This is a genomic window from Sutcliffiella sp. NC1, assembly GCF_027594365.1.
Lineage (GTDB): Bacteria > Bacillota > Bacilli > Bacillales > Bacillaceae_I > Sutcliffiella > Sutcliffiella cohnii.
In genome coordinates this window covers 1,951,637-1,966,340 of record NZ_CP115153.1, presented here as the reverse complement: position 1 = coordinate 1,966,340, position 14,704 = coordinate 1,951,637, and the positions used below count along the sequence as shown (strand labels likewise).

Below are 14,704 nucleotides of genomic sequence, written 5' to 3'. Positions count from 1 at the left end.
AATATTCAAATAACAACTTAAAAGACATCCACTAAGGGATGTCCTTATCCTTTGTAAATTTCAATTTTTAAAATAAATGCTAGCTTATAAAATATTCTACCTTTAAGTCTATAATACCTTCTTTCACTCATCCCTAATTCATTATAAATCTCATAATCATAAACCTCATCCTCTTCCAGGTACCGTTTAATAATTAACTCCCTCTCCCTAGTTCCTAAACGATTAACAGCTCTTCTAATCCGTTCGATATACTCTAACCTTTCACGTTCTAGATCTACTCTTTCAATAGCCACTTGTTCAGTGGAGGAATAAAATGCATTGGTGTTTGAAGGTGGAATTAATGAGTAGGAAGCTGTTATTCTAGGAATCTTCTCTTCCGGAACAGATAGTAAATAAAAACGATACTTTTCGAGCGAATTCTCTACAGCTTTTTTAGTTGCTTCACGGTCAATTTCAGGTAAATTAAAGGATAATTGTGCCACCAAGATTCCTCCCTTATGGTAAAATAAGAATAGGTCGGTCAGGAGAAATCCTGGCTTTTTTATTTTGGTATAGTAGGTTCGTTTCCTTCAATCATAGTTACAAGACTTATTAAATCCTCATTAAGTTTTTCAGGATGTAACTCATAATCCCGTCTTCTTGGTTTAGTATCATATTGATTACCTTTACTTTAATTTCGGTTAATTCTAGTTTGTTAACCCCATCCATGTTTCAGTTCTGTCGGAGGTATCGGAATTTGTTTGATAAAGTAAGGATTCTTCCAATTTAGGAGAATAGTAGTTAGAAATAAAATGAGAGTCTCGGATGACGTAGTCGTTAATTCCGTCATTAGCCATTTTTTGAACAGTTACCTCGTAAAATTCACGAGGTTCGGCATCCTTAGCAACTACATTTAGATAATCACCTTGATGATAACCAATTTTTGCAATTGGGGCCGCAATCTTCACTCCTGGAATTTGTCTAATAATCTCTAAATCTTCTATGGTGATTCCCCCGTACCCAGCTAAAATATGGGACAGAGGGACAGGTTCCGCGTCCCACCAAAAAATGGTATTCCCTCGCTCTGTCCACTATATTTCAATCTGCTTAATAATTTTTGCAGGATTTCCGCCAACTACCACGTTGTCTGGTATGTCTTTCGTGACGACTGCACCGGATGCAATAACGACGTTGTCTCCTACCGTAATTCCAGGATTGATGACTGCATTTCCGCCAATCCACACATTGTTTCCAAATTTGATCGGTTTTGCGTATTCTTTTCCTGTATTTCGTTCTACTGGATGCAAGGGATGTGTTGCTGTGTAGATCTGTACCCCTGGTGCAAGCATACAATTATCTCCGAACCGAACTTCACAAACATCTAATATCGTACAGTCAAAGTTCGCAAAAAAGTTCTCACCTACGTGTGTATTGTAACCGTAGTCAAAACGGATATTAGGCTCCATATAAACATTTTCTCCTGTGGATCCGAGTAACTCCTTCAATATCTGTGTACGCTTTTCCGCTTCCGTTTCTAACGTTTGATTGTAGATTCTAACTTTGCGCCTTGCTTCCTCACGCTCTTTTAATAAAATAGGGTCAGCAGGATCATACATTTCTCCAGCCAACATTTTTTCCTTTTCGCTTTTCATTTGATTGTTTTCCCTTCATTTAAATACCAATTGTATACACATGATAACAAACACACTGAGAGAAGTTAAATTTTTCCGATTCCGTATAAAAATTTAGTGAGGTATAACTAATTATGTTAAAAAAATATGGATTTATTAGTTAGCTATCCCTAATTTTCATAGAATACAATCGGGCAAAAAGTGGTTTTAGCAATATTGAGGACTGGCAAGCATGGAAAATGCTTTGCAAATGGACATTTAATATAAGCGTGGAGCTTCTTATTTAACATAGTGTTGAGTTTATTTAACAAGTTTGAGATTTTATTTAACAGCTTTCAGATTTTACTTAACAGCTTTGAATATTTATTTAACAACTTTCAGATTTTACTTAACAACTTTGAAAATTTATTTAACAACTACGACCATTTATTTATCACTGACCTCGTTTTATTTATCACCGAACCCAGTTTATTTATCAACGACCAACGTTTATTTATCACCGAACCCGTTTTATTTATCAACGACCACCGTTTATTTATCAACGAACTCCATCCTCGCTATTTTATAAATGGCGAGAAAAATATTTAAACTTCCCATAAAGTTTGCTCTTATACTTTTCCACTTTATTGATCTTCCTAAATGTTAGAAATGAGGCTATAACAACTAGTACTAATAGCCATTCGTGACCTTCTCGTTCATTGTCAATAATGTTATGCACCGTTCATCCCCCTCTCTTCATGTGAACAAACATTTAATCTTCACCTTCTAGTCGACTTAAAATTTTTTGAATATCTTTTTGATAGTCGGCATCGATGTTGTAATGTTGATTTCCTATTTTAAAAAGACTTTCGCTAAAGTTAAACCAATAATCTTCCGTACTTTTATCCCCGTACTTTACTTCCACCTTATAATCGAAGTTATCTCCTATATAATCGAATGGCTCTGCACTTTCAATCGCCTGACTTATTACTTGCTTTTCCGGTGCCTCAAAATACTCAATTAAAAATTCATTTGTATCGGCATCAAAAATTTCAATAGAAGCCACTTCTTTTTCATGAATAGAAGCTGGATAAAAAGCACCATTAGTTTCTTGACTGCAACCAGCAATAATAAACATCAAAATCATTATAAAATAAGATTTCTTCACGTACTTCTCCACCTCCCATTAAAAAAATCACTTTTCTATGTCCTCTAAAAATCTTTCCGGTTCGTCCATTCGGCATACGATCCTTTTTATGAACTTCTTCTTTCCAAACATTCCGGTCATTTCAACTGGTTCGTGTAACATAATCTCGTATTGTGGAGAATCTATGTTTAATAATGAGTAATACATATCACTCGGAACTTTCTCGCCAAGATCCAATGCTTTCGCTTTACTTATTTTCGCGATATTCGTTAAGTCGAAATCTATAGAACTCTGAAAACCTAAACGAATAATGAGTCGGCCGTTACTCATTTCGTGTGGCATATGTTTTACAGAATTATATAAACCTACTAAATACAATAATCCATAAATATTTAATGCAGTGAGAATCCAAGCAGCGACTTCACTCCATTTTTGTAACAAAAAATGAAATAACATTCCTTCTCCAAAAATGAGAATACCGAATACGATGACAATCGTTTTAATTTGTGATGATATATGATACGTATACTGTGCAGAAGACTGCTTTTTTCCCTTTTGAAACCATACAAATAAAGAGAAATAAAGAACATACAGCTCCTGACGCACAACATTAGATAAAAATTGGTTTCCAAGCTTGGTGCTTATTTCTTCACTCAGTCTTTCAATGAAACCTTGTTCTGAATGGCGGTTGTTGCTCACCTTTTTCAGGAGAGAAGTAATGATAAAACTAACTAGGAAAATCTCCACAATGATGAAAATCCAAATGAACTGTGGAAAATAAGTTCTACTAATTAAAATTGTGATAAATAAAATGAAAACAACTATTAGGTTTCTAATAATACAACCCACCAGTGCAATTTAATAGTTTCAACTATACAATCCGTTCCATATCACTAAAAACAATGGACAACGGAACCTTTTTCTATCTTACTTTCAACACTTCTTCCCTTACTATTCTTCCATCAAGGAAATGGATTACTCGATCTGCTCTGTAGGCAATTTCTTTATCATGGGTAATTAAGACGATGGTAACACCGTCTTCTTGGTGAATCCTCTCAAGTAACGAAATAATATTCTCCCCATTGGTTGAATCTAAGTTTCCAGTTGGCTCATCTGCTAAAATAAGTTTAGGGTTTGTGACGAGCGCTCTCGCAATCGCGACTCGTTGTTGCTCCCCACCAGATAGTTTACTAGGTAAATGGTTCATCCGGTGAGACAAACCTACTCTAGTTAATGCTTCTTCTGCTTTTTTTCTAGTATCCCTTTTACCAAAGAAGTTTAACAAAGGCATCATGACATTTTCTAACGCGGTGGCAGAAGATAAAAGCTGAAACTGCTGAAAGATGAATCCGACTTTTTCTAGTCTAATTTTTGCTAACTGGGAATCTTTTAATTGATGAATTGGCTCGTTATCAAGGAAGATTTGACCACTGCTAATCTCCTCTAATCCCCCAACTGTATGGAGCAATGTTGATTTTCCTGAACCAGATGGACCTATTATCGTAATAAACTCACCTGCCTCCACCGTTAATGATATATCTTTTAAAACTTCTAATTTTTCCTCACCGTTACCATACGCCTTACAAACGTTTTCGATTCTGATCACTTCATTCCCTCCCTTTTATGCTGCATGTTGGTCGCGCACCATCCCTCTCAATGATATTGTCCCTGTAAGGATGATGATGGAAAATAGTAGTAAAAACAGTGTAACAAAACTTGCGTAAAGCGCTATCGAGACAGGAACAGACATAGTTGTAAAAGCTACAATGGTCACTACCGCACCCCCAACACCTAGAAGAGAACCTATTAATCCAATGAGTGCAACTTCCAAGCATAAAAATAGCTGAATTCGAGTTAAAGACCATCCGATTGAACGCATAATTAATAGTTCTTTTTTCCGATCTGTCACATTCAAAAATAAAAGGAAGAACACACATAAAATTGTCAAGATGAGACCACCGATAAGAAATAGCTTTTGATAAGGTGCCATATGAAGATTAATTGCTTCTCCTAACACACTTAAAAATAAAAATTGTTCCATACTACTTTGGGCTGCCAAATATAAAACGCCAACATATAAAGTAAGTCCAATTGTACCTACTAGAAGGCCGAACCGCAGTGGCTTTCTTACCATTTGGTGCAAAACGTATGAACCTAAGCCTCTAATCGGTAACAATGAACGTGATTTCTGACTCATTACTTCTCCAGCTAATCCATAACGTGGTGAGTTTTTTATAGATTTACTACTCCCAGACCAATAGCCGAGCCCAATCATAAGGAAAAAAGCAATCCAAATCAGAAAGAAAAATTGCGTAGATAGAATGTCCATATAAAGATTCACTAAAAACATAAAACTAGTTGAAACCGTTGCAAGAATTGTTATTTCAAGACATAAAAGTAAAAGGATTCTTTTTCTTGACCATCCGAACGAACGTAGTATTGAAAATTCAACTGAACGCTTTAACAAACTATGAGTGATAACCGTGTAAATAAAGACGAAGCCAATTAAAAACAAATAAAGAAAGAGCCATTTATTCGCTTCATCTAACCGTTGCTCGATGCTCCAGCTTACTCCTTGTCTCTGCCAAACTTCCTCTACTACCCCAACTTCATTTGCACCTGTTCCTTCCAAATGCACATGAATTTTTTCACCAACAGACCCAAGCATTATTTCAACATGGTGACCTGTTTTATCGATAATTTCGGTAGCAACTTGTTCAATGATCCTTTGACTTTCCTCAGTACGTTTCTCGACGCCATCCACCAATACACGAATAGATGACAATGGGGGATCATCTTTATAATAGAGCCTTAATGCACTTAAAGAAGTTAGTAAATCGGGTGCTCCTGTATAGTAAGCATATTTTAAAGGAAGTGGCTTAAGTTGCGTCGGATTTAGCGACTCCCCTGCCCCGTCCATAAAAGCTACACTATGATGAGGCGTATAAATATCTAACGGTTCTCCTTCCTTCCAGACAGGATTAAAATTAGATTGAACTTTTGTAGCATCATAAAAACCTACAATATTAGCAGCAACTAAGCTATCATGATCCTCTCCATATTTTTGACGATAACTAGGAAAGTCGATTGAGAATTCTGCTATCGAGGGAGGATTAAATTGTTTAGCAAAAACAGTCGGTATACTGTTTTCTTCTTGCGTAATTATTTCATAGGAGAGTTGCCCATATTTATAGAAGCTTGATAATGTTGCGCCATATGAATAAAGCTCCTTTGTAATTTCATCTTTACTGACATGTAACACCCCGTTAACATTGCGCCACTCTGGGGATAGTGTCTCTAATTCAAGGGAAACAATTTCTGTTTGCGGAAGTGATTGCAAGTAAGCATCTACACCGTTCTGGAGGTCGGCTTCCGTTACTTCATCTGGTGTTTCAAATCGCTTAATGGAAATAGACTCGCGATAATCATACAATTGGCTATTCAAGGCAAGAAAGGAAACCTCGGGCATAATACCACTGTTGTTAACACTCTTTAAGACACTTAAACCTTCCTCAGTACTATCATGAAAGGAAAATAATTGCTCTTCAGCTTCAGGATCAATGGCTACAACTAGTAGCTCATTTGGATAACGAAGCAGTTCTGTCGGAGGTATTCGAATCTGGTACCATTCTGGTAAATTCCTCTCCTGATTAAATTTTTGATAGAGAAGAGATTCTTCAAACTCTGGAGAATAGTAGTTAGTTATATAATGTGAGTCCTGAATGATATAGTCGTTAATTCCGTCATTAGCCATTTTTTGAACATTTACCTCATAAAATTCACCAGGTTCGGCATCCTTAGCAACTACATTAAGATAATCACCTTGATGGTAACCAACTTTTGCAATTGGGGCCGCAATCTTCACTCCTGGAATTTGTCTAATGATCTCTAAATCTTCTATGGTGATTCCCCCGTACCCAGCTATACTGGACTGAGGTGGCACCCATCCATCTCCTAGAACATTGTTACCTTTTACTTCCTCAGGGAGAACTAGAATGTCATAGTGGTATCTCCAATTTGCTTCTAAATCGGTTCGTGCTTGCAAGTTCATCCGATCCGTTACGGCAAGCGACCCGATAAATCCAGTTCCTATTAATAATAAAATAAGAATAACTACAACAAACATTTTCCATCTCTCATAGAATGAGGCTTTTAAATAGTGGAGCAAGGTAAATCCTCCTTTTTGGACAAGCTTAAAAACTATTAAATATATATGAAGGAAAGCAGTATAATTTTCCCATCCGTTGTTAATTATACTTAATTTTATGAATCACATCACTATTTTTTTAAATATTTGAAAAATTTATCAAGTACGCCAGCATACGAACAAGGGACCTTTGCCCACAAAAAAACAGGCGGAGGTAAGTCTCTGCCTGTTGAAATTCCTTCCATGATACCTTCAAATCGATGTAATCTTCACTAATCTAGTTTCCCAATCAGTTTATACTCAGCCTTTACCATCTCATATTGAATTTTGTATTCCTGACCGATTTCAAACGCATTACAAAAATCGTTTGCTGTATTTTCGAACTCACTATCAAAATGATATTCTATTCCTGTCTCTTCCGCAGTTACCGTACATCTGTTTAGCCCCATATGCTCGTATACGGAAACGTTTTCCACCACGATAAGTGCTTCCCCTTTGTAGGAAGGGCGGTTTTCGTATAGCATCATAGCACCTATGACGATACTTAATCCGATTAGTAATGATACCACTCCTTGCTTTCTTTCCATTTTTACAAAAAGAAAAAATAGTCCAGCACCGATAAAGCCAATCCCAACCATAAATAAAATAAGTCCAAAGATATACAAAAAGTTCCCAAAATAGAACGGTGTTTGCAACGTCTCACTTGCATTTTCTCCAGAAATAGCTGAATGGTTTTCAGTAGAAAAAATACTATTAAGTAACAGGAACAAGGCTATTAAAATAGGTGGGACAAAAAGTACTGTTTTTGGCAATCTAAACAAAACATTTTTGCTTTTCACATCCGTGTTTCTTAAAACATTTTCTATTTTCGCTGTCGTTTGATCATCCATATTTAAGTCTGGTCTTTTCTTTAAAGGAGTAAGAACATCTCTTTTATTTCGATTTATCATACATCACTACTCCTTCCTCATCAGTAGAAATGTAGCTGCTTATTTTTTTCAATGCTCGATGATAATTCACCTTTACTTTCGATTCACTCCACCCTAGTATTTCGGCTGTTTCTTTAGTCGAGAATTCTTTCAATCCTCTAAGAATAATAACTTGTCGATAATCGTTTTTCAGAGAGTTTAATGCCTCTTGGATTACCTTCCAATCTACGTTTCTTTCTACATTAAATTCAGGTGAAGGCACAAATGTAGATTTCTCGTTTGTCCATTTAAATGGAAGAAGCCGACGTATTTTTTTCTTTCGGTAAAAATCAACCGTAGTATTTTTTGCTATAGACATAATCCACGTTCGAACACTGGAATCACCTTTGAAGGTACTTATACTTTTCAACGCCTTCACAAAAATATCTTGCGTTAAATCTTGAGCATCTTCCACATTGTTTACAAAATAAAGACAGTAATGGTATACATCTTGGTGGTATGGATGATAAACGTCTCTAATGAAGGATTCTTTTTGTTTTTCATTCAATCATTTTCCCTCCTTCTATATTTGTAGTAATTTATAGTCGTATGAGTAGGGAATCGGTTACAACTTTTTGTAAACTTTTTATTTTCATATAAAAAAGGCGATGCAGGTTGAGGTCGCCCTAATGTTTTTCATCGCTGAACAAGAGTGGCAAGAAAAGTCAGCTTTAGACCACTCTAATTTATCCACTATCTATATTTTGAAATAAAATCTTCCAACAACACATTTCCGGCTTTATCGTAGGCAATAATGGTACTTTCTAAAAGCGTTTGTCCTGACTCTATGTCAACTTGTTCATACCAAAAACGAATTCCATCTCCCTCGACTTCTGAAAGCTCGATTTCCAATTCGTTATTATCAATCTTTAACTTTAAAACATCAATAGCCGAATTACTTGTTAATCCTACAATCGTACCATGTTCATAATTCCAGCTATCGGTATTTGAGCTCAGGTAGTCCAATGTAGTAGTGACCGTGTTAGGATGATCAGCAGTAAAGGTTAATAACTTATATCCTTCGATATCCTTGTATATTCCTATAAACTGGCCCCATCCCTTTTCTTTATGAATTAACTCTATTGTATCTGAGTTAGGAAATTGTTCCATAAATAAATCTGTATCGAATAACTGTACCCTTGTTTCATATAAGTAGGCAGATAAAAGATTTATCTCCTCTTTTAGCTTTTCTGTGTCATTTAAATATTTTATATATAGTTCATCATACTGATGATTTTCAATGCTCTTTTTTTCTTCCTCGACCTTAACTTCCGTGTATTCTTTAGGCGAATCTTCTCGAAAAAATTGAATAATAGCGTAAAAAAATGTTAGGACCACTAAAAGGTAAATATATTTTTTCATTCGATATCTCCTTTAACACCACTAACCGTATAAGACGTAGCTTGATGTCTTCCACAGCTTATTTTAATTGATTTCTCTCCACTATCTCTTCTAGTTCTTTAATTCTCATTTGTTGGAAGGATATAATTTTCTGCGCTTTTTTGTCGTAATAATAGAATAGTAGGGACGCGGTAATCCCGACTACGATAAATACATATTCCATGTTGTATTTCCACCTTCGTTCATTTTTGATTAATATTTTTCATAAATTTTATGTTACTATAAATCTCGTGTCGATTGTAAAATATTTTCAATAAAAAAGACCAAACAGTGCTGGAACACTATTTGGCCAGTTTTCTTCAAGCGGAGGCTTTTATAAGGGTAACCCCCTATCTATGCCATCTTGGTAATTACCATACTCGACTCGGCATCCACCCATCCGTCCACATTAGTTGCTTATATATACGTTGTATGTTCTATTCGCAAATGCTGCGTACTCAGCGCGGGTGACGGCTTTTGCAGGCTCGAATTTCGCATAAAAGTTTACTTCTCCGTCTTTTAACTTATATTCCATATTGTCGGCAAAATAATCTTCTGCCGAAAGGATGTTTAGTTCGAATGCAAGTTGCACGTATCCTCTTAAATTTGGTGTGAAAGATGCACTATCTTCAATAACAATTTTTTGATCGCCATAGTATACAACGAACGGCTCTGATTCTAATTTTACACTTCTAGCATTCGCTTCGTTTTCTAATCCTAAGCTTTGGACTAAAGAATATGCAACTTCTTCTCTTGTTACTTCCTTGTTCGCAGAGAACTTAGATCCATCCGTTAACATAACAGGATGTTGTTGGATAGAGGGGTCTTTTAATGCTCCCCCTCTAGCAGATACAGATTCCGCAAAGGAAAGCAGCGCCGAATTTTTTAAATCTTGGAACGATTGAGAACCGTCCACTGGTAAACTTTGACGAATCCCCATACCCATTACTAATAATTTTGCAAGCTCTCCACGTGATACTGCTGCATCTGGTTGATAGTTCCCATCTTTGTTCCCGTCTACTAGTCTATTATGAACGGCCATAATAATAGAGTCTTGGTAGCGGTGGCCAGCAATATCGTTTAAGCCTGTGTAACCTTTGGACTCTCTTGTCGTGACTACGCCATTGACCGTTTCAGGTAACGCTATTCCGATTGGATTTACCGTATCACCACGTAATCCACGTATTTCAATCGTCCATGTTCCAGCTACCGGGGATGGGACAATGACCGTTCTATCGTAATAAAGTGCAAAAAGTAAGGAAATACCAGAGCTATACTCTTTCCCAGTTGGGTCAATTAATACTAAGTTAATTGGGTTACCACTTCCAGCAAAGCCTTGACCATAAACGGTTACACCGATTTCCGTTAAGCCTTCCTTCACTTCAAATGGTATACTCCCATTTGTTGCTGGGTCGTACGGAATCGAAATATCCTGTCTCTTCACATCTAAATCTATGCTACTGTTGAACGTTTGATTAACATTTAACGTTTTACCGTATTCACGACCGTTAAATGCTACATCGACCGCTGCAAAAGCATTCACATATCCAGCTCCTACTTCCCACGAAGCTTTCCCAGGAATATTTGTTGCTGTTTGCTGTAGAATTGCTTTCACTTCATCTGGACTTAAATTAGGGTTTGCATCTAGCATTAGCGCAACAATTCCAGCTACATGCGGAGCAGCCATCGATGTACCACTAGCCGTAGTATAGTATGGTAAATGAGCTGTTTCAATTAATTCTGCATCTTTTTGGGCACCTAACGGAGTTAATGCATCTACTGCACGTGTAGAAATAATATCTACCCCTGGAGCCGTAACTGTCGGGCGATCTTCCCAAGTAAATTCTTGTCCATCTACTACAACCGTTCCACCTTTTCCTTCTACACCACGAGAAGAGAAGCTAGCTAGATTTCCAGCTTTATCGCCAGCAGCGACTGTAATGACCCAAGGAGCTTTTTTAAAGTTACCGGTGATAGTACTTTCAGCTGGACCAGAGTTACCTGCGGAAAATACGACGACAATTCCTCGATCATATAATTTCTTTGTAGCAACGTTTGTAGGATGGCTTGGATCAAAATCAGAACCAACATCACCCGTACTACCGAAGGAGTTCGTGATAACTCGAATATCATATTCATACTGGTGTGTTAACGCATAATCAAATCCACCTAACGTATCCAAAATAAATATTCCAGCTCCAGATCCATATCCTACTAAACTAGCTCCTGGTGCAACACCAGCATGCTTGCCGCTAGACATTACACCGTTTCCTGCAACCGTACCTGCAACATGTGTACCGTGAGATGCAGTATCTGTGTTTGGCACATTTTCCGTATACGTAATTGGTAGTAGACTGGTCTGTGCATTAAGGTTCGTAGTCCCTAAAACATTTTGAATAGTTTTTCTTCCATATTCTAAGTCTTTGTGCGTTCCATCAATACCACTATCATTAACTAAAACGGTTACACCTTTACCTGAAACAGGCATGCCTCCGTTTGCTTTTCTAAACGCATCCTCTGTTTGCACTTTGCGTGCACCTGTTAGATTTGTTGCATCATAGTTTTCATATTCTAGTTTCTCGTTGAAATAGAGCGAACGAACTTGAGGTAGAGCAGCTAATTCCGACACTTGTGTGGGAGTTGCAATAACCCCTGCAATTGGTAGAGATTGAAACGAAACACCTTTCTTAATCCCAAGCTTGCCTAACAATTCATTATGGCGCGCTGTTGGTGCTTCGTCTCCCCAAAACGTCACAATAACCTCCACTTCGCTTGCCGATTTTAACGCCTTTGTCAGCAGAGGATCTACCACCGTTTCGACTTGCGTGTTTAATGGTAAATCACTAAACGCGGAAGCTAACTTATTAGTCAACGAATTAACTGTCCCTGTTAATGCGGATACTGGCATACTAGTAAATACGAGAAGAAATGTTAAAATTATTGCCGTCAAACTATACCTTTTTACTCTCATTACCTTTCCCCCTTAACACCATTTTTCATAATGTGTAGAACATTCTAACAATTAAATGGTACCAAGAAAAAAGAAGGGAAATAAGGCTTATTTTTAAAATAACCCAAAGGATATAGAAGGACTAGTCTTATGTATATATGCGACTACATATAATTACTAGTTGGCAAGTCTGTTTTCTACCAAAAAAAGGAACCCGTCCCTCTGTCCACCCCAGAACGGGAAAGCCCACTTCTTTTGGTGTGGGATGAAAGCGATGTCGAACAAGGTATGTCTTCGGACATATCAAGTGTTCGATTTTTTGTTGCGAACATGCGTTCCTGTATGGTAAAATATATCTATAGGAGGTGAGTGCGTTGGCTAAATCTAAAACTCCAAGCTATGTTCTAACGTTAAGAATAAAAACTGAAATACACCAAGAGCATAAATTATCTAAGCGATTCGAGTTATCCAGGGGCATGTATAATGCATGCTTAAGAGAATTACTTAAAAGATATACAGCTTTAAAACAATCAAAAAAGTATCGAGTTGTTTGTAAGATGGAGAAGGGAAAAAAGCGAAATAAGCTATTTTCAGAGTTGAATAAGGAGTTTGGATTAGCCGAGTATTCGCTTCATGAGTTTGTGAAACCGATGCAACATGAATTTAAAAAGAATATAGATTCATTTACCAGCCAAAAAATTGCCACAAGAGCTTTCAAAGCTTTTGAAAAATTAATGTACAAACAAGGGAAGAAAGTGCATTTCAAGAAGTGCGGCGAAATGTATTCCGTCGAAGGGAAGTCTAATTCAACAGGTATCAGATACAAGGATGGCAATATATTTTGGAACGGTCTAGTTCTTAGAACAATCGTTAAAAAGAAAGACGACTATGCCCACCTTGCGCTAGAAGACAAAATAAAATTTGTTAGAAGTAAAAGAGAATGGATTAAGAATAAATATGTATACTACGCTCAATTAGTACTCGAAGGAACGCCTCCGAAAAAGTACAATACCAAAGGGATGAAAAATAATAGTTCTACTCAGAAAAGAGTAGGTATTGATATAGGGACTTCTACTGTGGCAGTCTGTTCTGAAACAAAAGTTATGCTGACGGAGCTTGCGCCTAGTGTTATTGATTTAGATAAACAGATAAGGATTATCCAAAGAAGTATGGACAGAAGTAAAAGAGCAAGCAATCCATTAAAATATAAAAAAGACGGCACGATTGATACTAGCAATAAAGACAAATGGCTCTTTTCAAAACGATATATGAGAAAAAAGAGCCAATTAAAAGAGTTGCAGAGGCTGAATAGAGCTAAAAGAAAACAGGATCATGAAACGCTAGCTAACTCCATCATTGCTTTAGGTGACGTTGTATTTGTCGAAACCATGAGTTTTAAGGGACTTCAAAGAAGAGCGAAAGAAACAACGGTGAATGAAAAAGGCAAATTCAATAAAAAGAAAAGGTTCGGAAGAACGATCAGCAATCGAGCACCTGCGATGTTACTAAGGATTATAGAACGCAAACTTAAATACAAAGGCTTAAGATTAAATAAAGTAAATACAACACTTACAAAAGCAAGTCAATATAATCATTTCACTAATACATATGAAAAGAAAAAACTTCACGAAAGATGGAACAACTTTGGTTTCTGTAAAATACAACGAGATTTATATTCAGCTTTTCTATTAATGAACTGCAAGGAAAGCTTGGATGAAATAGATAGAGATCTGTGTGAACAACACTTCCATAAATTTAGAAAAATGCACGACTTAGAAATAACAAGGATGAAAACGAAAGAAAAATCCTCCGTTAGAATGGATATATAAAAAACTTATTATCGGTTTAGATATGAGCCGAAACAACCGCTAATAGAAACAGAGGTTTCTTTGGTTGTAAAAGTCTAATTGAACATATATGAGTTCCTTTGTGTTGTAACTAGAAGACTAATTATTCTTCCGGTGAGAGCATTGGAGAAGTATATAAGTAAATTAGAACCCCACTCCTTTAGGTGTGGCAGTATCAGTAATCCCACCTTGGAATTTTACTGTTCCATGACCAATAATAATAATGCCTAACACTACTCTTAATAATAATGCACTAATACCTTGTTGATTTTTCATTTACGTTTCCTCCAAAGAAGTTTTTTATTTAACTAAAAAAATATTATTCATATTTGAAAACTAAAAGAGGAAAAAAAGAGAAAATATCCCGATATTTTGTTTCCTCATAAGAATATTTATTCTTTATAAGATAACAAATTAGATTATTAACTGTAAATAGTTTTTGCTTAGAAATATGTTCCTAACAGAATTTTTTTCGCAACTCCGGTCACAAACTGGATTTTAATTGAATACAACCACAAGCCCTAGGTCAAAAGGATGGTTCCACCTTTTCAACTCATTAAAAATTAGTTATACTATTGTTAATACTGCATAAAGTAAAAAAGACCAAACAGTGCTGGAACACTATTTGGTCGTTCAATAGTCGCAGGTCCCTTCAAGGGGGCGGCTTTTGGAAGCG

Annotated in this window: 15 protein-coding genes; 1 reads left to right on the top strand and 14 read right to left on the bottom strand. The window is 36.5% G+C overall.

Annotated features, from left to right (window positions below):
* Positions 1 to 44: 44 nt before the first annotated feature.
* The 13 genes from O1A01_RS09985 to O1A01_RS09925 all read right to left on the bottom strand — a co-directional run bounded on the left by O1A01_RS09985 (position 45) and on the right by O1A01_RS09925 (position 12,202).
* Positions 45 to 485, bottom strand: a complete 441-nt coding sequence (locus O1A01_RS09985) for an ArpU family phage packaging/lysis transcriptional regulator (protein ID WP_066416921.1) — start codon at positions 483 to 485, stop codon at positions 45 to 47.
* 201 nt (positions 486 to 686) lie between these two features.
* Positions 687 to 947 (bottom strand): hypothetical protein, encoded by a 261-nt coding sequence (locus O1A01_RS09980; RefSeq protein WP_066416919.1) that lies wholly within the window; start codon positions 945 to 947, stop codon positions 687 to 689.
* Positions 948 to 1,070: 123 nt separating this feature from the next.
* On the bottom strand, positions 1,071 to 1,631 hold the full coding sequence (locus O1A01_RS09975) for a sugar O-acetyltransferase (protein ID WP_066416917.1): 561 nt from the start codon (positions 1,629 to 1,631) through the stop codon (positions 1,071 to 1,073).
* 541 nt (positions 1,632 to 2,172) lie between these two features.
* Positions 2,173 to 2,328 carry a hypothetical protein gene (locus O1A01_RS09970; protein WP_169714875.1) on the bottom strand — a complete coding sequence of 52 codons (156 nt, stop codon included), beginning with the start codon at positions 2,326 to 2,328 and terminating at the stop codon, positions 2,173 to 2,175.
* A gap of 33 nt (positions 2,329 to 2,361) precedes the next feature.
* The gene (locus O1A01_RS09965) at positions 2,362 to 2,757 is read right to left on the bottom strand and encodes a hypothetical protein (RefSeq protein ID WP_066416915.1); all 396 of its coding nucleotides are present in this window, start codon (positions 2,755 to 2,757) and stop codon (positions 2,362 to 2,364) included.
* Between the two features lie 27 nt (positions 2,758 to 2,784).
* A complete protein-coding gene (locus tag O1A01_RS09960) occupies positions 2,785 to 3,483 on the bottom strand; it encodes a hypothetical protein (RefSeq protein WP_066416913.1) in 699 nt (232 codons plus the stop codon).
* A gap of 175 nt (positions 3,484 to 3,658) precedes the next feature.
* Positions 3,659 to 4,342 (bottom strand): ABC transporter ATP-binding protein, encoded by a 684-nt coding sequence (locus O1A01_RS09955; RefSeq protein WP_066416911.1) that lies wholly within the window; start codon positions 4,340 to 4,342, stop codon positions 3,659 to 3,661.
* Between the two features lie 15 nt (positions 4,343 to 4,357).
* Positions 4,358 to 6,904: an FtsX-like permease family protein gene (locus O1A01_RS09950; protein WP_066416908.1), complete on the bottom strand. Its 2,547-nt coding sequence runs from the start codon at positions 6,902 to 6,904 to the stop codon at positions 4,358 to 4,360.
* A 251-nt stretch (positions 6,905 to 7,155) separates the two neighbouring features.
* Positions 7,156 to 7,833, bottom strand: coding sequence for a hypothetical protein (locus O1A01_RS09945; RefSeq protein ID WP_066416906.1), 678 nt, complete (start codon positions 7,831 to 7,833; stop codon positions 7,156 to 7,158).
* Complete coding sequence (locus O1A01_RS09940; protein WP_066416904.1) at positions 7,817 to 8,359, bottom strand: RNA polymerase sigma factor; 543 nt, start codon at positions 8,357 to 8,359, stop codon at positions 7,817 to 7,819. The genes O1A01_RS09945 and O1A01_RS09940 overlap by 17 nt, the downstream gene beginning before the upstream one ends.
* A gap of 185 nt (positions 8,360 to 8,544) precedes the next feature.
* Positions 8,545 to 9,213 carry a hypothetical protein gene (locus O1A01_RS09935; protein WP_270066152.1) on the bottom strand — a complete coding sequence of 223 codons (669 nt, stop codon included), beginning with the start codon at positions 9,211 to 9,213 and terminating at the stop codon, positions 8,545 to 8,547.
* A gap of 58 nt (positions 9,214 to 9,271) precedes the next feature.
* Positions 9,272 to 9,415 (bottom strand): hypothetical protein, encoded by a 144-nt coding sequence (locus tag O1A01_RS09930; RefSeq protein WP_270066151.1) that lies wholly within the window; start codon positions 9,413 to 9,415, stop codon positions 9,272 to 9,274.
* Positions 9,416 to 9,640: 225 nt separating this feature from the next.
* Complete coding sequence (locus tag O1A01_RS09925; protein WP_270066150.1) at positions 9,641 to 12,202, bottom strand: S8 family serine peptidase; 2,562 nt, start codon at positions 12,200 to 12,202, stop codon at positions 9,641 to 9,643.
* Positions 12,203 to 12,546: 344 nt separating this feature from the next.
* On the opposite strand from O1A01_RS09925, the gene O1A01_RS09920 reads away from it, so the two are divergent.
* The gene (locus O1A01_RS09920; RefSeq protein WP_270066149.1) at positions 12,547 to 14,010 is read left to right on the top strand and encodes a transposase; all 1,464 of its coding nucleotides are present in this window, start codon (positions 12,547 to 12,549) and stop codon (positions 14,008 to 14,010) included.
* A gap of 162 nt (positions 14,011 to 14,172) precedes the next feature.
* Here O1A01_RS09920 and O1A01_RS09915 read toward each other — a convergent pair whose 3' ends face one another.
* On the bottom strand, positions 14,173 to 14,304 hold the full coding sequence (locus tag O1A01_RS09915; RefSeq protein ID WP_268874246.1) for a hypothetical protein: 132 nt from the start codon (positions 14,302 to 14,304) through the stop codon (positions 14,173 to 14,175).
* Between the last annotated feature and the right edge of the window lie 400 nt (positions 14,305 to 14,704).

What these genes read in the sequence shown, in the direction of transcription:
- O1A01_RS09975 (WP_066416917.1), bottom strand. Translation starts at nt 1,631, where the DNA reads ATGAAAAGCGAAAAGGAAAAAATGTTGGCTGGAGAAATGTATGATCCT.
- O1A01_RS09945 (WP_066416906.1), bottom strand. Translation starts at nt 7,833, where the DNA reads ATGATAAATCGAAATAAAAGAGATGTTCTTACTCCTTTAAAGAAAAGA.
- O1A01_RS09935 (WP_270066152.1), bottom strand. Translation starts at nt 9,213, where the DNA reads ATGAAAAAATATATTTACCTTTTAGTGGTCCTAACATTTTTTTACGCT.
- O1A01_RS09930 (WP_270066151.1), bottom strand. Translation starts at nt 9,415, where the DNA reads ATGGAATATGTATTTATCGTAGTCGGGATTACCGCGTCCCTACTATTC.
- O1A01_RS09925 (WP_270066150.1), bottom strand. Translation starts at nt 12,202, where the DNA reads ATGAGAGTAAAAAGGTATAGTTTGACGGCAATAATTTTAACATTTCTT.
- O1A01_RS09915 (WP_268874246.1), bottom strand. Translation starts at nt 14,304, where the DNA reads ATGAAAAATCAACAAGGTATTAGTGCATTATTATTAAGAGTAGTGTTA.